We start from the raw sequence: 17,195 nt of genomic DNA on the forward strand, positions 1-17,195 counted from the left end.
CTAGCGTAATTGTTCTTTTATAATGTCGCCAAGTGTTACTTTGTCATCGTTATCGTTGATCTCATTTAACACTTCACGCTCTTTTTGTTTTGCTAAACGGCGTATGCTTAGGCGAATTCTATTTTTCTTCTCATCGATAAATGCGATAGCAGTCTCGATCTCGTCGCCGATCTTTAGCGTGCTAGCATCTACGCTACCTAGATCTTCTTTGCGGATTAGCGCATCGACATTATCGCCAAGCTCAACAAATACGCCAAAGTCTTTAATGTCACGGATAGTTCCTTTGACGATGTCACCTACACTAAATTTATTAGCAAATGCCTGAACTGGGCTTTGTTTTAGATCTTTTAGGCTTAGAGAAATTTTTTGCTCAGCGCTGTCTATTTTGATGATCTTTACCTCAAGTTCGTCGCCAGCTTTGAACATATCTTTGCATTTGTCGTTTCTATCCCATGATGCATCTTCGTTATGCAGCAAGCCCTCAACGCAGCCTACTCTAACAAATGCACCAAAATTTGTGATAGTTGTTACAACGCCTTTTACTACGTCGCCCTCTTTAAATTTAGCTTTAAATTCATCAAATGGCTTTGGAAGTAAATTTTTAAGGCTCACTCTTAAACGGTGTCCTTTTGCGTCTATTTCGATAACCTCAACATCGATCTCTTGGCCTTCGCTGATGTGATCTTTTGGATTTTTGATATTTTTGTCCCACGAAATTTCAGATATATGTAAAAATCCTTCAATATCATTTCCAAGATCGACAAATGCACCATAAGGCTCGATATTGCTAACTGTTACTTTTATAGTGTCGCCAACTTCTAGGCCGTCGCTTATGATCTCTTCCCAAGGATCTGGAGTAGCTGCCTTGATAGATAGAGATAGGTGGCGTTTTTCGTTATCATAGCTGATAACTTTAACTAAAACTTTATCGCCTTCTTTGTATAAAGAGCTAGGATTTACTGGGCCTTTGTAGCTTATCTCACTGTAGTGAACGAGCCCATCTACGCCGCCAACATCAACAAACATACCATAAGTTGTGATTTTCTTAACTGTGCCCTCTATAACGCTATCGTTTTCTACTATGTTTGATAGGGCTTCTTTGCGTTTTTTGCGGTCGTCATCTAAAATTTTCTTTCTTGAGACAACTATGCTGTTCTCTTCTTTATCGACTTTTATAACTCTTACTTTGTATGATTTTCCAACTACGCCCTCAGCGTTTTTAAATCCGCTGTGTGTCCTTGGTAAGAAAAATTCTACGCCATTTGCGTCTTGAGTGATAAAACCACCTTTATTTTTTCCAACTACTTTTACATCGATTTCGCCAGAATTTTCAGGATCGTAAGCTTCGATGAAAGCTTTAACTTTCTCTTTTCTAAGTGCTTTTTTGTGCGACACTATAGGTCTTCCATTTCTTGATCCAGTTATTACAACTTTGATCGTATCGCCAACTTTATGCGTCAGGTTGCCGTTTGCGTCAGTGATCTCAGAAACATTTAAAATGCCTTCTGACTTCTTGCCAACGTCGATTAAAACCTCATCACCATTGATACTGACGATCTTTGCGTCACTATCTTCTTCAGTCTTTTTAAAAGACTCCTCTAACATCGCAGCAAAATCGATATCTTCGATATCTTCGTCTTTTGCTTTTCCTAATTGAACACTTTTGTTCACAGCCATCTTGATCCTTTAAATTTTATTATGCCAGTAGAGGCAAATTGGCTTATTATAGTTAATTGTGGCTTTAGCTAGGATAAATTTTATACTTTTTTGATTCTATCAACGACTTTTTGTATGATCCAGTCAGGTGTGCTAGCCCCCGCACTTATACCACACAAATTTTTGCCATCAAACCATGATCTCTCAAGCTCTTCTTCGCTTTCTATAAGATAGCTATCTTCGCAGAAATTTTTAGATATTAGGTAGAGTTGTTTTGTATTTGAGCTGTTTTTTCCGCCGATTATTATCATCACGTCAGCTCTTTTTGCTAAATTTTTAGCAGCCTCTTGATTTTCAAATGTCGCGTTGCAGATCGTGTTAAAAACGCGCAGCTCTTTTACATGAAGCATGAGATAGTTTGCGATCTGCATAAATTTCTCAACTTTTCTAGTAGTTTGGCTAACAAGCGCGACCTTTTGCTTAAATTTAATGCCCTCTAGCTCGCTCTCTTCAAGCACAACATAGACGTTGCCCTTGGCATATGACTTCACCCCTTTTACCTCTGGGTGATGCATGTCGCCAAAGATCACCACATCATAGCCCTCTTCGCTCATTTTTTCGCAAATTTGTTGTGGCTTTGTCACAAACGGACAAGTTGCATCGATCACTTTTATATCGGTTTTTTTTAGCTCTGCAAGGTCGTTTTTAGTGATGCCATGAGTGCGGATGATCGCCTTTTTCTCATCTTTTAGCTCTCTTATGCCCTCAAGCGTCTTTACATTGTAGTTTTTCTCAAGCCTGTTTATCTCTTCATTGTTATGGATGAGCGGACCGATAGTTGCAGCATCTCCAGCGTTTTCAGCTATCTTTATCGCTCTTTTTACACCAAAGCAAAAACCATAACTACTAGCAAGCTCGATCTTCAACTCTAGCTCCCATTTTCTTTAAAATTTCAGCAAAATTTGGAAACGAAGTGGCGATAAATTCGCTCTTTTCTATCTGCATGCCACATTTTAGCCCAAGTATGGCAAAGCTCATGGCGATCCTGTGATCTCCATGGCTATCTATCGTGGCAAATTTAGTCTCAGAGCCATTTATGATAAAGCCATCTTCAAGCTCGCTAGCATCGATACCGCACTGCTTTAGCGCATTTATCGTGACAGCTATCCTGTCGCTTTCTTTTACACGAAGCTCTTTTGCGTTTGTTAGCTTGCTTTGACCCTTAGCGCAGGCAAATGCGATGGCTAAAGCTGGGGCTTCATCGATGAGCCACGAGATATTTTCGCTAACCTCTACGCCTTTTAAATTTGGCGAGTACTTGATCTCGATATCGCCGATATCTTCGTATTTGCTTGAGATTTTGTGAAATTTTATCTCAGCGCCCATTTTTTCTAAAACTCTGTAAGCTTCGATGCGGGTTTTGTTTAGCAAGATATTTTTTAAAATGATATGTGAATTTGGGATAATTAAAGCTGCGACCGCAAAGAAAAATGCCGAGCTTGGATCATTTGGCACGTCTATATCAAGTGGCGCAAGTGGGGCTTTCATAGGCTCCAGAGTGATCTCTAAGCCGTCACGCTTTATATCAGCTCCCATACCAGCAAGCATGCGTTCAGTGTGGTCTCTGCTTAGCTCTGGCTCGCTAAATTTGCAGCCATTTGAGTAAAGAGTCGCTAGCAAAAGCGCACTTTTTACCTGAGCTGAGGCGATCTTACTATCAAAATCAAATCTTTCAAATTTCGTCCCTCTTATACAAAGTGGAGCGTTATTTGCGTTGTTTGCGCCATCTATCTTTGCACCCATCTCATTTAGAGGCTTTGCTATCCTTGCCATCGGGCGAGAATTTAAGTATTTATCGCCACTTAGCACGAAAAAGCCATCCTGTGCGGCTAGTAACCCCATAAAAAGCCTCATCGCCGTGCCCGAATTGCCACACTCCAAAATTTCATTTGGCTCTTTTATCTTTTGTGGTGGAGTGATTATTATCTCAGCGCCATTATCTTCGATCTTTGCGCCAAGGAGCCCAATTATTTTTAAGGTATTTAGCGTGTCGCCTGCTCTTAGGTAGTTTCTAACGCGAGATGGTTTGTCGCTTAAAAGCGAAAACATCGCACATCTATGCGAGATAGACTTATCAGCCGCGATGTCGTCAATAGTTAAATTTAGACTTTTTTCTAATGGATAAATTCTCATCTTATTCCGATATTTAGCTTCTCTTTTAGCTCGCTTAAAATTTTATCCATAAGCGCGTTTATATCGTCATCTTCGAGCGTTTTTTCCATATCTTGGAATGTAAATTTAAGGCTAAGGCTGATCGCACCGTTTAGTTTTGCATCTTTATAGATATCAACCGGCAAGAACTCTTTTAGCTCTTTTAAATTTAGCCCTCTTATGCACTCATAAATTCGTCCGGCCTCGAAATTTTCAGGCACGATTAGGCTAAGATCTCTTGTCGTGCTTTGGAATTTTGAGTAAGGCACTGCAAGGATTGGCTCAAATTTAAGATTTGCAAAATCAATCTCACAGACATAAGTTTTAGGCAGATCTCTTTTTGCCTCTACTCTTGCATCGACTCTGCCGATATAGCCGATCTTTTCGCCATTTTGATAGATATGTGCCTGCTCGTATGGGCTAAGATATGAGATCTCTCGGCAAGGTTTTAGCTCAAATTTACCTATTACATTTTGCACCATCGCTGCAAATGCGTAGAAATTTGCCTCCTCACCCTTTGCGCCGTTTATCAGTGTTGGCTCTTTTAAAAGGCCTGATACGACAAAGCCTAAATTTAAACCTTGATTTGCGTTTTCATCAAAAACTTCGCCAAGCTCAAAAAGTCTAACTGAGCGTTTTGAGTTTTTGATATTTTTCTCGCTCGAGCTTAGAAGGTGATTAACAAGTGCTGGTCTAAGCGTGTTTAGCTCGTTGTTTATAGGATTTAGTATCTTGATCTTGCAAGGTTTGAAATTTAGCTCACTTAGCTCATCAAGGCTGTCAAATACGTAGTGCACGCTTTCAAAAAAGCCATTATCGGCTGCACGGCGCCTTAAATTTAAAGCATTTTTATAGTCAAAATATGTCTTATTTAGCCTATTTTTCTCTGCGAAATTTAGCGGCGTTGAGGCGATATTGTCGATGCCTATTATCCTTACGATCTCCTCGCAAATATCATGCGAATTTACGATGTCGTGGCGAAATAACGGCACTTTTACGTTAAAGCTCTCTTGCTCGACATTTACCGCGATCTCAAAGCCAAGTTTCTTTAAAATTTTAACGACATCATTTCTTGCAACCTCTTGACCGATCATATTTTTAAGCTCACCAAGTGAGATGCTAAGCGTGATAGGCTCGGTGTTTAGAAGTGATTGCTGTGAGCCTGCAAAAAGACTTAGGTTATCTTTAAAGCCAGCTAGCCTTTTAAAAAGATAGTCCGCCCCATAAGCTAAATTTGGCTCGCTACCACGGCTTGAGCGATAAACCTGATCGCCTTTTGGTAAATTTTTATTTTCAAAAATGGCTTTTGATACAACATCTGGTTTTACGTAGCTAGCCTCTACCAAGATCACCTTTGAGCCCTCATCGACCCTAGCCTCATCGCTTTGGTAAATTCCAGCAACGCCTAAATTTTTATCCTCACAAAAAACCACGCACTCGCCATTTTCGCCATTTTTGATGTCAAAAACAGCTTTTTCGCCCTCGCCTACAAGCTTAGTGTGATCATAAGCTCTAAATAAAACGCCCGTGCAAAATGTCGCGTATTCAAGCAGTCTTTCTACTAAATTTGTCTTTTGGCACTCAATTAGAGCTAGCCTCAAGCGAGTTAGTAAATTTTCATTTAGACCGCTTTTTAGCTCAAATGCTTTATACAAAAACGAGCCATTTACCTTATCTTCGGTTCGCACAGATGCGATCCTGCCGATGCCTAGTAAATTTTCGCTATCTTCATTTTCGTGGCTATCTTTCATATTTAGATCAAGTGCGGTGCAAATTTCTCTTGCGATGCCGTGTAAATTTTGGCAGTCACCTCTGTTTGCTGTGACATCGACCTCGATGATCACATCTTTAAACGCTTCAAATTCACCAAGACTTGTGCCAAGTTTTAGCTTGCCGATACTCTCATCAAGTGGCAAGATGCCGTCATTTGTCTTAGGTAGTCCTAGCTCAGTTGAAGAGCAGATCATACCGCATGACTCGATGCCTCTTAGTTTTGCCTTTTTGATCTCAAGGCCATTTGGCATCGTTGTGCCAATGAGCGCAACTGGCACAAACTGACCAGCCTCGACGTTTTTAGCACCGCACACGATCTGAAGCGTCTCGCTACCAACATCAACTTGACAAACGCTTAGTTTATCGGCGTCTGGGTGTTTTTCTCTACTTTTTACGTAGCCAACTACGATGCTTTTTGGTAAATTTATCTCTTTATAGCTATCAACTTCTAAGCCGATAGAGTTTAATGTCTTTGAAAGTGTCTCGCCGCTAACCTCGCTAAGGTCGATCCACTCATTTAACCAATGCTTTGAAATTATCATTTAAACTGCTCCAACAATCTTAAATCTCCCTCAAAAAGTGACCTTAGATCAGGCACTCTATGAAGCAACATCGCAAATCTCTCAACCCCAAGACCAAAGGCATATCCGCTTACATTTTTATAGCCAACTGCCTTAAATACATTTGGATCCACGACGCCGCATCCAAGCACCTCAAGCCAAGTAGTCTGTTTGCACACCCTGCAACCCTTACCATGGCAGAATATACAACTAATATCAACCTCAGCGCTAGGCTCCGTAAATGGAAAGAAGCTAGGGCGAAAACGCACTTCAACATCGCCAAACATATGCTTTAAAAAGCCCTCTAGCATTGATTTTAAATTTGCGAAGCTAACTTTGTCTGCATCCTCCACCACAAGACCCTCGACTTGGTGAAACATCGGTGTATGCGTTAGGTCCATATCACGTCTAAAGACAGTACCAGGCGCTATCATGCGGATAGGCGGCTTTTGATTTAGCATGGTTCTGACCTGAACTGGGCTCGTATGCGTCCTTAAAAGCCTAAAATCATCTAGGTAAAATGTATCTTGCATATCCCTTGCTGGGTGGTATTTTGGTAAATTTAGTGCCTCAAAGTTGTGAAAATCATCTTCTATAAGCGGCCCAGTCTCAAGTGAGAAATTTAGAGCTAAAAAATATTCAATTATCTTATCCATCGTGGCCATTACAGGGTGCAGCGCCCCGCTGGCAACAGGCTCGTTAAAGAGCGTGATATCAGCAGCCTCTTTTTTCATCTTGCTATCGATCTCTTGCTCGCCAAGCTCGGCCTTTTTGGCTTCTATAAGCGCGCTTAGCTCATCTCTTTGCTTGTTTAAATTTGCTGCAAATTCCTTTTTCTCATCTTCACCAAGCTCTTTTAGCTTTGCAAAGCCTTGCGCCAAGATGCCCTTTTTGCCAAAAATTTCTACCCTGACCTTCTCCAGATCATCAAGAGTTGAAATTTCATTTTTGATTTTGTTAATGAAATCTTGCAATTTTTTACCTTTAGAAATTTTTTAGTCGATTTTATAGAAAAAGAGTTAAAATCAAGATAAAAAGCGCGAAATTTAAGCACACTTTGATATAATTTCTCAAACTTTCAAAGGAGCTAAAATGACCATATTTGAAAAGATCGTAGCTGGTGAAATTCCTTGCAACAAAGTGCTTGAGAGTGAGAAATTTCTAGCTTTTAATGACATCAATCCAAAAGCGCCGATCCACATCCTCATCATCCCTAAAAAACACTATAAAAATATCCAAGAGATGGATCCAGTTTTGATGGGTGAGATGACTAAATTTATCCAAGAGGTCGCTACACTAATGGGCGTTGATAAGAGCGGATACCGCCTCATAACAAACTGCGGTGAAAACGGCGGTCAAGAGGTCATGCACCTACACTTTCACCTACTTGGTGGCGCAAAACTTGGCTGGAGCGAAGGCGTAGCCGACCCACAAAGCACATTTTAAAAATAAAAATTTAGACTCTTTTTGAGTCTAAATTTCACTTCAAAATTTTACTTTGTTAAAACATCTAAATTTAAATAAAACTATTTCCTAGTAGCTTTTACTGCTTCAAGCAGCTCTTCAAAGCCTGCTTTACTTGAATGCTCAACATCTTTTAGTATCTCAACACCTGCTAAATGTCCCTTATCTTTGTCGGCAAAAATCGCCATAGCATTGTCTAGTCCGTGATGGACATTTTCGTGATGAGCAGCTATGCTTGAGAGGGTTCTTGGATCTTTTATGATGGTATTTTTCACATCTTTTTCATACCACTTACCAAATCTACACTCATGCACATCTTGAATTTTATTTATCTCGCCAAGCAAAACACCTCTATAGCCATTTAGCTTCATATTGATGTGATCTATCTTACCGTTACTTACATTTACCTCGTTTGTGACGTTTAGTGCTTGATTTAGGATGTTTTGCGTGTTGGCATTTACGCTTGAGATGTTGCCCTCAAAGCCGCCTAAAATTTGCATCGCATTTGCTGAAATTTTAGAGAAACTCTCGCTCATTTCGATCATTGTATTCGCACTTTGCTTAAGACCATTTATATTTACTTCAACTTCAAGTGTAGCTTTTTGAGTGCGCTCAGCAAGTTTTCTAACTTCATCCGCCACAACTGCAAAACCACGTCCATGCTCGCCCGCACGAGCGGCTTCGATGGCAGCATTTAGCGCTAGCAAATTTGTCTGATCTGAGATATCTTTTATGAGATTTATGATCTCAACGATAGAATTTACGCTTCCATCAAGCGAAGAGGCGTCGTTTGAGAGATCGCCGCTCATCTGGCTCACTTGCTCGATCGAGCTTAAAATTTCAGCCGTTTGAGACTTTAGCTCACCTGTTTCTTTAAAAGTCCTCTCGTTTAAATGGTTTATATTTTCAAGCATTTTTAGGTTTTCTTCGATGGTTGATTGTAAGAAATTCATACCATCTTGATAGCTAGTAAGCAGCAAATTTACAGCCTCTTGCTTATCCTTAGCTTGCTCTTTTGGCTCGTAAGTTTTGGCATTTTTTAGCTCATTTTTAAGTGCTAAAATTTCAGCCTTTAAAGCTTCATTTTCTCTTTCTAAAGCTTCATTTTTACTACCAAGCTCTTTATTTTTGCTGTCAAAAAACATTTTTCATCCTTTAAAATTTGTAAATTATGCGTAATTATAACTCTTTTTACTTAAGCCAATCGTCTAAAATTTTAATTTGCTCTTCAACACTTTTGTTTGCCGTGCCGCCTTTTGAAGTGCGGGCCTCTTTTGAAGCGTGAAGATCTAGAAATTTAATGGCATTTTCGTCTAAATTTTCATCGACACTTTTTAGCTGCTCTACGTTTAGCTCACTTAGATCAAGCCCCAAGCTTTCGGCCTTTGCGACAGCTTTTCCGGTGATAAAATGCGCCGTTCTAAATGGGATATTTTTCTCACGCACTAGATAATCCGCCAGATCAGTGGCACTTAGATGCCCTGTTTTTGTCGCTTTTAGCATATTTTTTTCATTAAATTTAGCCGTTTTTATCATCTCATTTAGGATAGTGGCCGAGCTTAAAATGGTCGCAACACTATCAAAAACGCCCTCTTTATCTTCTTGCATATCTTTATTGTAAGCAAGTGGCAAGCCCTTCATCGTAGTTAGCAGCGCTACTAAATTTCCATTTACACGCCCAGTTTTGCCGCGTATGAGCTCGGCGACATCTGGATTTTTCTTTTGAGGCATGATAGAGCTGCCTGTGCTGTAAGCGTCACTAATGCTTACAAAGCCAAATTCTTGCGAGCTCCAAAGTATAAGCTCCTCGCAAAGCCTAGACGCATGCGTCATGAAAACACTAATGTTAAATAAAATCTCCAGCGCATAGTCACGGTCGCTCACGCTATCCATCGCATTTTGTGTGTAGCCTGCAAATCCAAGCTCACTAGCCACGATAGTTCTATCTATCTTGTGCGGCGTGCCTGCAAGGGCCGCTGAGCCAAGCGGACTTAGGTTGTTTCGCTCGTATGAGCTAACAAATCGCTCAAAATCCCTCTTAAACATAAAAGCATACGCTAGCAAATGGTAGCTAAGGCTCACTGGCTGGGCGTGCTGAAGGTGCGTGTAGCCTGGCATTAGCGTATCTTTGTAGTTTTTGGCTAAATTTGTAAGCGTGGCTATGAGCTCTTTGATGAGAGATGAAATTTCTAAATTTTTCTTTAATACATAAAATTTAAAATCAAGTGCGACTTGATCGTTTCTACTTCTAGCTGTGTGAAGTCTGCCGCCAAGCTCAGCTCCGATGATCTCGCTAAGGCGCTTTTCAACCGCCATGTGGATATCCTCATCCTCTATCTTAAAAGCAAAATTACCAGCCCTTATCTCAGCCAAAACCTCATCAAGCCCCTTTATGATCGCTTCTGACTCATCTTTTTTTAAAATTCCACAAACTCCAAGCATCTTTGCGTGCGCCTTACTGCCAGCGATGTCCTCTTCAAAAAGATTTTTATCAAAATTTATAGAAGCGTTAAATTCCTCAAGCAACTTCGAGCTAGCCTCGCTAAATCTACCCTCCCACATCTTTTTGTGAGTATTTTCATCTTTTTTCATAGCTTTGCCTTTGATTAGTTTTGCGTGATTTTAACAAAATGGTGCTTAACTAGGCTTTTACGAGCATTTTAAAAATAAATTTTTGGTCAAAAGAGTGAAATGTAATATAAAAATTATGCTAGAGTAGTAAAAAAGTTATATATATAATTTACATTTAAGGTTATTAAAATATAATTCACCCAGCAACTTTTTAAAAACTATTTCAAGTTTTTTGATTTATTGCCGATATAGTTATAAATGAAGAAATAAACTAAAAAGGAAGGACGATATGCAAATAGATGCAAATATGAACTCAAATGTTTTCTATCATAGCGGTTACACATCTATATCATCAAGTAGCGCTAAAACCAGCATATTAGTGTCTTCTGGCTATGGCACAAAAGATATCGTTAGAAGTAATGATGTGCATGTCGAACAAAGAGAAGAAGTTAGACAAAAACCTACAATTATTAGAAAAGAAGATGTCACAGAGTTACAAAAAAATTTAGAAAAATTACAAGATCAAAAAAGCGATATAGCTGATCAAATTTCAAGCATCCAACACCTGAAAGATCGTGATTCTATGCAAATGCTTCATCATCTAAATTTAGAACAATCAAGCATTCAAAATAACATTTTAAGTATTAAAACTCAAATGACTGAAATGGTACAGGCTTAAGACTAAGCCTTACCGATAATAGTTTTTAAAACCAAACAAAAATCCTCTAAAAAATATCCCATCGACTTATAAAAGCTACTAGCTGCGTTTTGCTCGAGCTCTTTTGCAAGTTGTTTTGCATAAGGTAAGAAAAATGAGAGACTAAAAGCAGCAAGAAGCTGCATAGACTCTTTTGTAGCCTCTTTTTTTAAGATATTTGCTATCAAAATGAGCTGATTTGAAATGCTATCAACCTCTCCCATTTTTGGCTCAAAATTTATAGCCTTATAAAATTGTGCCAAGTCATCTTTTGCACTCGAAAAATAATAACTTGCTTCAAACTTTTGTTTCAAAATTACATAATCATCACACAGAGCCGCACTACTCTCATCTTTGATAAATTTAGCGTAAAGTTCATTTCCTTTTATGTTCGCATCGCTTTTTGTCTGCGTTATCCACGCACTTGTCTTTTTGATACGCATAAAAGATGAGACACCCAAGATGTCATTAAAATTTGTAGCAAGTGCAGCCGCTACGACGCTGTAAAGCTCTCCAAGTCTCAAATTTAATCCTTAAGCTTCAAATATCTAAGTCTAAGCGCATTTAGTACGACAGTGACCGAGCTTAAGCACATCGCCATAGAGCCATAAACTGGGCTTAAAAGCAGTCCAAATACCGGATATAGCACGCCAGCAGCCACTGGTATGCAAATGGCGTTATACATAAATGCCCAAAACAAATTCTCTTTTATGTTAGCAATAGTCGCATTTGCAAGCTTTACAAGCCCGCTCACGCCACGCAGATCGTTTTTTACAAGCACGATATCACCAGCGCCTTTAGCGATGTCTGAGCCTGAGTTCATAGCGATGCCAACACTTGCTTCTTTAAGTGATGGCGAGTCGTTTATGCCGTCCCCTACAAAGATCACGCCACCTCGGCTCATGAGCTCTTTTACCTTGTTAAATTTATCCTCAGGCAGCATATTTGCATAATATTCACTCACATTTAGCTTGCTAGCGATATTTGCCACTACTTTTTTATCATCACCTGAGAGGATCACGCTTTGTAAATTTAGCCTTGAAAGCTCGTTTATAACGTCATTTGCTTCATTTTTTAGCTCATCACTTAGCGTTAAAAAGCCACTAAATTTTTGATTTAGCGCACAAAGTATGACGCCGCTTCCATCATTTGCAGCCTCTTTTATCGCTTCACTATCCGCTTCATTTAGCAAGATGTCGTTTGCTGCGAGTAGTTTTTCGTTGCCTATTATTATTTTATTGTTCTCATCTTCATAGACGATGCCTTGACCGACTACGTTTTGAAATTTACCATTTAGCTTTTGTAAATTTATGCAATTTTGTTTTGCATATCTTACGATCGCTTTTGAGATCGGATGCTCGCTTAAATTTTCAGCAGATGCCACTAGCTCTAGCTCTTTTTCGCTCAAATTTGAACTTTTGACGCTGATTAGCCCCTTACTTAGCGTGCCAGTTTTGTCAAATGCTACAAATTTAGCATCTTTTATAAGCTCCAAAACCTCTGGATTTTTCACCAAAATCCCAGCCTTCGCACCACGCGAGAGGGAGCTTACGATTGCTATTGGCGTGGCAAGTCCTAGTGCGCATGGGCATGAGATGATAAGCACGCAGATTGCGCTAGAGATCGCATAGGCGAAATTTCCACTAAAAATTATCCATATTAAAAATGTAAGAACTGAGATCGCCACGACACTTGGCACAAAGATGTTTGCTATCTTGTCAGCCAGCCGTCCGATAGGCATCTTTTTGGAGCTAGCGTCGCTTAGTAGGTTTAAAATTTGAGATAGCAAGCTCTCAAAAGAGCTCTTCATCACTTTTACGCTTATGTAGCCATTTGTGTTTAGAGTGCCGGCAAATACGCTATCTCCTACCTCTTTATAAACTGGCAAGCTCTCTCCTGTAAGCATAGAAGCATCTATCTCAGCGCCACCTTGAACTATCACGCCATCACTTGGGATGTTGTAGCCATTTTTTACGATGACGATGTCGCCTACTTTTAGCTCATTTACATTTACCTCTTTGCTCTGTCCATCTGGCATGACCAAAAGGGCGGTCTTTGGTGAAATTTTAAGTAGGGTCTTTAGGTAGTCGCCTGCCTTTGCCTTTGAGCGCTCTTCAAGATACTTGCCAAGCAAAACAAAGGATATTATCATCGCTGCGCCCGAGATATAGACGTTTTTTAGATCATCTGGGATAAAATCTGAAAAGATCACAACAAAGAGCGAGTATAAAAATGCACTGCCGCTTCCAAGAGCTACAAGCACGTTCATATCGTAGTTTTTGTTTTTAACAGCCTCTATGGCGTGAGTAAAGAAGTCTTTGCCACTAAAAGCTAGCACCAAAAACGCTAAAACTAGCATGAGTAAATTTACTAGCAAGTTATGAGGCGCGAACATCTCAAGCGCCATGATGACCATGCTTGCTAGAAATGCAAATATAAATTTATTTCTTATCAAGGTTATATGCTCGTCTCTTTTGGCTTCAAATTCATCGATATTTGTCGCCACAAAGTAGCCAAGCTTCTTTATCTTTTGCTCTAAAGCTTCACGCACGCTGGCGTCTTTTAGGATAAACTCACCGCTTGCGTTTGCAAAATTTACATTTGCTTCAAGCACCCCATCTATCTTTTTAGAAACTTTCTCGATAGCGTTTGAGCAGTTTACGCAGCTCATTCCCGCTATATTTAGCTTGACTTTTAAAGGCATATCAAAGCTCCTTTATAACGTCAAATCCCAGATCAGCCATTTCTGATTTAAATTTCTCTACATCACTATCTTTTATATCAAGGCTTACTTGTCTTGGCTCTTTGCTAAGATCGACTTTTATCTCGCCAAAGTCGTCCTCAAGTGCGTTTTTTATAGTGTTTGCGCAGTTTTGGCAGTGAATGTTATTTACCTCAAATGTTTTCATATTATCTCCTTTATCATGTGGTCGTATTCGTGTAAATTTATGATCTTTTTGGTGTTAAATTTAAAGCCAAGGCTCTCGTAAAATTTACGAACTTTTGGCTTATTTATATCAACTATCAGAGAGACCTTTTTATGTCCTAGCTCTTTTGCTTTGATAAATGAGTGCATTATAAGCTCTCTTGCAAGCCCTTGACCTCTAAATTTCTCTTCAACTGCTATGCTATCTATATAAAACTCATCGTCAAAGCACTCTTTTTCTATCTGGGCGTCTTTGCCAAGAGCTTTTAGGTGCTGCGAAATTTCTCTATCAAGCAGCCACGCGTCGCCACCAAAATATGCACACATCGCAGCGATGATCACGTCGTCACGCTTATAGACATAGACATTTTTATAGCTAAGTCTATTTGTCTCGCTTTTAAAAAATTTCTCCAAAATTTCATCGCTTTTTATAGGATCGTCGTAGCCACTTAGCTTGTAGGCGATATCCTCCATCGCTAAATTTAGTAGTTTTATGCAGATTTTTGCATCTTGTTTTTGAGCGTTTTTTATCATGGGTATGATTATATGCCTTTAGCTTAAATTTTTACCAAATATTTTTTCAAATTTACAAATTAAGCGCTTTAGCAGGCAAACTAAAAATGTTTTAAAAAAGTATAAAATTTTTTTAGTTATAATCCGTAAAAAATTTATTTAAGGATATTTATGGGACGAGCATTTGAGTACCGAAGAGCGGCAAAAGAAGCTAGATGGGATAAGATGAGCAAGGTATTTCCAAAACTTGCAAAGGCTATAACTGTAGCGGCAAAAGATGGCGGATGTGATCCAGATATGAACCCAAAACTTCGTGCAGCCATCGCAGCAGCAAAAGCTGAAAATATGCCAAAAGATAACATCGATGCGGCTATAAAAAGAGCAAATGGCAAAGATAGCGCTGATATCAAGACTATCTTTTATGACGGCAAAGCAGCTCACGGCGTGCAAATCATCGTTGAGTGCGCGACTGATAACCCAACAAGAACAGTTGCAAATGTAAAAGCGATATTTAGCAAAAATGGCGGAGAAATTTTGCCAAGTGGCAGCCTTAGCTTTATGTTTACAAGAAAGAGCGTTTTTGAGCTTGAAAAACCAAGTGCTGACATCGAAGAGATCGAGCTTGAGCTCATTGATTACGGACTAAGCGATATCGAAGAAGACGAAAATGCGCTATTTGTTTATGGCGATTACGCAAATTTTGGCACACTTCATGAAGGCATAGAGAAGCTAAATTTAGTAGTTAAAAAAGCTTCACTTCAGTACTTACCAAATCAAACCGTGAGCCTAGATGAAGAGCAAATGCTTGAGGTTGAGAGGCTTCTTGACAAACTAGAAGACGACGATGACGTCCAAGCAGTTTATACAAATATCGAGTAAAAAGGAGCAACATGCGTTTTGATGAGTTAAAAGTTTATGATATAAATTTAGACGAGCTAAAAAAAGATAAATTTGCAGTTTTAAAGACAGAAAAAGGCGATATCAAACTTGAGCTTTTTGCCGATGATGCACCGCAAGCTGTTGCAAATTTTGTCCATTTGATAAAAACAGACTTTTATAATGGCCTAAATTTTCACAGAGTTATACCAAATTTCGTCATCCAAGGCGGCTGCCCAAATGGCACAGGCACAGGTGGTCCTGGCTGGAGGATAAAATGCGAATGCGACAACCAAAAGGTAAAACACGAGCGTGGTAGCCTTAGCATGGCTCACGCAGGCCGTGACACTGGCGGATCACAGTTTTTCATCTGCCACAGCAAGCAACCTCATCTTGACGGCGTGCATACAGTCTTTGGAAAGTGCGCTGATGACGAGAGCTTAAAGGTACTTGATGCTATCAGACAAGGCGACAAGATCCTCTCAGCAGAGATCAAGCAGAGCCTATAAAAGGGGAATTTATGGATAGTGCAAAAACGCAAAAAAGTCTCTTTGTGAGGCTATTTACCAATCTCGCCATTTGGGTTGTGATAGGTATAGTTGGCGGTGTTATCGTCGGTATGGTCGCACCTGAGCTTGGCATAGCGAGCAAGCCAGGCATTGATTATTTTATAAAAGCCCTTAAAATTTTAATCGGCCCTATCATCTTTTTAACGATCGTTTCAGGCATCGTCGGACTTGAGAGCCTAAAAGATCTTGGCACCATCGGGCTTAAGGCATTTATCTACTTTGAGATAGTTAGCACGCTTGCTCTTGCTGTTGGTATCATCTTTGGCGAGACGCTTCGCCCAGGACATGGCATGAACCTTGACTACACTCAGCTTGACGCCTCAAGTGTGGCTAAATTTACATCTCAAGCTGGAAATATGGATGCAAATAGCGGCTTTTTAGCACATACGCTTCATCTTTTAAGAGGCGCCGTGCCAGTGGATGACATCTTCCCTTACGTGCATATACTTGATCCATTTATAAAATCAAACACACTTCAAGTGCTTTTCATGGCGATAGTAGTTGCCATCGTGCTTTCGCTACTTGCTCATGATAAAAAGCAAGCTTGTCTAAAACCGCTTGAATTTATCCAGCACTACGTCTTAAAGCTTCTTACTTGGCTTATGTTATTTAGCCCAGTGGCGGCATTTTCAGCGATGGCTTACTTGATCGGTAAATTTGGCATCGGAACGCTTCTTGGTATGATGGAGCTTCTTGTCGTTATGGCGCTTGCAAGCTGCTTTTTCATCTTTGTCGTGCTTGGCGTCATTTGCTACTTTGCAAAGGTCAATGTCTTTAAATTTATGCGCTTTATCTCAAAAGAGGTCTTGGTCGTTTTTGCGACAAGCTCGAGCGAAACAGCTCTTGCGCCACTTATGCAAAAGCTAGAAGCAGCTGGTATAAATAGAGGCGCAGTTGGCCTTATCATCCCAACTGGTTACTCATTTAACCTTGACTGCACCAACATCTACCTAAGCCTAAGCGTTATCTTCTTAGCGCAAGCATTTAATATCCCACTAACTTTTGAACATCTAATAAGCATACTAATCGTGCTAATGATCACAAGTAAAGGCGCGGTTGGCGTGACAGGCTCAGGCTTTGTCGTCCTTGCAGGAACTCTAAGTGCGCTTCCAAGCACTGGCATACCAGTAGTCACCGTGGCTGTGCTACTTGGCGTTGATAAATTTATGTCAGAGATGCGTGCTGTTGGTAACCTTTGCGGCAATGCCGTTGGCTGCATGGTCGTATCTATCTGGGACAAAAAGGTCGATATGGAGAAATTTAGATACGCACTAGATCATCCAGACGAATTTCACTTCCACTCATAATAGAGTTTTTTAAGGGGCAAATTGCCCCTTTTTATCTTAAAATTTACTTCAAAACTTAAAGTGTTTATACCC

General features: G+C 39.9%; 16 protein-coding genes and 1 pseudogene. 5 read left to right on the forward strand and 12 right to left on the reverse strand.

Annotated features, from left to right (window positions below):
• The 5 genes from G6W42_RS05320 to pheS all read right to left on the reverse strand — a co-directional run bounded on the left by G6W42_RS05320 (window position 1) and on the right by pheS (window position 7,174).
• Window positions 1-1,677 carry a 30S ribosomal protein S1 gene (locus tag G6W42_RS05320; RefSeq protein ID WP_194173223.1) on the reverse strand — a complete coding sequence of 559 codons (1,677 nt, stop codon included), beginning with the start codon at window positions 1,675-1,677 and terminating at the stop codon, window positions 1-3.
• Window positions 1,678-1,757: 80 nt separating this feature from the next.
• On the reverse strand, window positions 1,758-2,582 hold the full coding sequence (locus G6W42_RS05325; RefSeq protein ID WP_194173224.1) for a 4-hydroxy-3-methylbut-2-enyl diphosphate reductase: 825 nt from the start codon (window positions 2,580-2,582) through the stop codon (window positions 1,758-1,760).
• Window positions 2,563-3,849, reverse strand: a complete 1,287-nt coding sequence (gene aroA / locus G6W42_RS05330; RefSeq protein ID WP_194173225.1) for a 3-phosphoshikimate 1-carboxyvinyltransferase — start codon at window positions 3,847-3,849, stop codon at window positions 2,563-2,565. Before aroA ends, G6W42_RS05325 begins: the two co-directional genes overlap by 20 nt.
• Window positions 3,846-6,182: a phenylalanine--tRNA ligase subunit beta gene (gene pheT / locus G6W42_RS05335; RefSeq protein ID WP_194173226.1), complete on the reverse strand. Its 2,337-nt coding sequence runs from the start codon at window positions 6,180-6,182 to the stop codon at window positions 3,846-3,848. The genes aroA and pheT overlap by 4 nt, the downstream gene beginning before the upstream one ends.
• A complete protein-coding gene (gene pheS, locus G6W42_RS05340; RefSeq protein WP_194173227.1) occupies window positions 6,179-7,174 on the reverse strand; it encodes a phenylalanine--tRNA ligase subunit alpha in 996 nt (331 codons plus the stop codon). The genes pheT and pheS overlap by 4 nt, the downstream gene beginning before the upstream one ends.
• A gap of 118 nt (window positions 7,175-7,292) precedes the next feature.
• Between pheS and G6W42_RS05345 the strand changes: the two genes are divergently transcribed.
• Window positions 7,293-7,646 (forward strand): histidine triad nucleotide-binding protein, encoded by a 354-nt coding sequence (locus G6W42_RS05345; protein WP_194173228.1) that lies wholly within the window; start codon window positions 7,293-7,295, stop codon window positions 7,644-7,646.
• Between the two features lie 80 nt (window positions 7,647-7,726).
• Here the strand turns inward: G6W42_RS05345 and G6W42_RS10810 are convergent, their stop codons facing one another.
• The 3 genes and pseudogenes from G6W42_RS10810 to argH form a co-directional block, all read right to left on the reverse strand.
• Window positions 7,727-8,035, reverse strand: a complete 309-nt coding sequence (locus tag G6W42_RS10810) for a CZB domain-containing protein (RefSeq protein WP_430640605.1) — start codon at window positions 8,033-8,035, stop codon at window positions 7,727-7,729.
• A 57-nt stretch (window positions 8,036-8,092) separates the two neighbouring features.
• Window positions 8,093-8,398: pseudogene (locus tag G6W42_RS10815) on the reverse strand (methyl-accepting chemotaxis protein); the annotation flags it as partial.
• A gap of 457 nt (window positions 8,399-8,855) precedes the next feature.
• A complete protein-coding gene (gene argH / locus G6W42_RS05355) occupies window positions 8,856-10,256 on the reverse strand; it encodes an argininosuccinate lyase (protein WP_194173230.1) in 1,401 nt (466 codons plus the stop codon).
• A 268-nt stretch (window positions 10,257-10,524) separates the two neighbouring features.
• Between argH and G6W42_RS05360 the strand changes: the two genes are divergently transcribed.
• On the forward strand, window positions 10,525-10,914 hold the full coding sequence (locus G6W42_RS05360) for a hypothetical protein (protein WP_194173231.1): 390 nt from the start codon (window positions 10,525-10,527) through the stop codon (window positions 10,912-10,914).
• Window positions 10,915-10,916: 2 nt separating this feature from the next.
• On the opposite strand, the gene G6W42_RS05365 is transcribed toward G6W42_RS05360, so the two are convergent.
• From G6W42_RS05365 to G6W42_RS05380, 4 genes are read right to left on the reverse strand one after another with little or no spacing between them, the layout of a single operon-like run.
• Window positions 10,917-11,456, reverse strand: coding sequence for a hypothetical protein (locus G6W42_RS05365; protein WP_194173232.1), 540 nt, complete (start codon window positions 11,454-11,456; stop codon window positions 10,917-10,919).
• Window positions 11,457-11,458: 2 nt separating this feature from the next.
• A complete protein-coding gene (locus G6W42_RS05370; protein ID WP_194173233.1) occupies window positions 11,459-13,636 on the reverse strand; it encodes a heavy metal translocating P-type ATPase in 2,178 nt (725 codons plus the stop codon).
• 1 nt (window position 13,637) lies between these two features.
• Window positions 13,638-13,841: a heavy-metal-associated domain-containing protein gene (locus tag G6W42_RS05375; RefSeq protein WP_194173234.1), complete on the reverse strand. Its 204-nt coding sequence runs from the start codon at window positions 13,839-13,841 to the stop codon at window positions 13,638-13,640.
• The gene (locus G6W42_RS05380) at window positions 13,838-14,392 is read right to left on the reverse strand and encodes a GNAT family N-acetyltransferase (RefSeq protein ID WP_194173235.1); all 555 of its coding nucleotides are present in this window, start codon (window positions 14,390-14,392) and stop codon (window positions 13,838-13,840) included. Before G6W42_RS05380 ends, G6W42_RS05375 begins: the two co-directional genes overlap by 4 nt.
• Before the next feature lie 150 nt (window positions 14,393-14,542).
• Between G6W42_RS05380 and G6W42_RS05385 the strand changes: the two genes are divergently transcribed.
• The 3 genes from G6W42_RS05385 to G6W42_RS05395 are packed head-to-tail and all read left to right on the forward strand — an operon-like array spanning window position 14,543 to window position 17,123.
• On the forward strand, window positions 14,543-15,250 hold the full coding sequence (locus G6W42_RS05385; RefSeq protein ID WP_021093135.1) for a YebC/PmpR family DNA-binding transcriptional regulator: 708 nt from the start codon (window positions 14,543-14,545) through the stop codon (window positions 15,248-15,250).
• A gap of 11 nt (window positions 15,251-15,261) precedes the next feature.
• Window positions 15,262-15,756 carry a peptidylprolyl isomerase gene (locus tag G6W42_RS05390; protein WP_194173236.1) on the forward strand — a complete coding sequence of 165 codons (495 nt, stop codon included), beginning with the start codon at window positions 15,262-15,264 and terminating at the stop codon, window positions 15,754-15,756.
• A gap of 11 nt (window positions 15,757-15,767) precedes the next feature.
• On the forward strand, window positions 15,768-17,123 hold the full coding sequence (locus tag G6W42_RS05395) for a cation:dicarboxylate symporter family transporter (protein ID WP_194173237.1): 1,356 nt from the start codon (window positions 15,768-15,770) through the stop codon (window positions 17,121-17,123).
• Window positions 17,124-17,195: the final 72 nt, after the last annotated feature.

Origin of the sequence: Campylobacter concisus (assembly GCF_015230015.1) — a bacterium.
Taxonomy (GTDB): Bacteria; Campylobacterota; Campylobacteria; order Campylobacterales; family Campylobacteraceae; genus Campylobacter_A; species Campylobacter_A concisus_AF.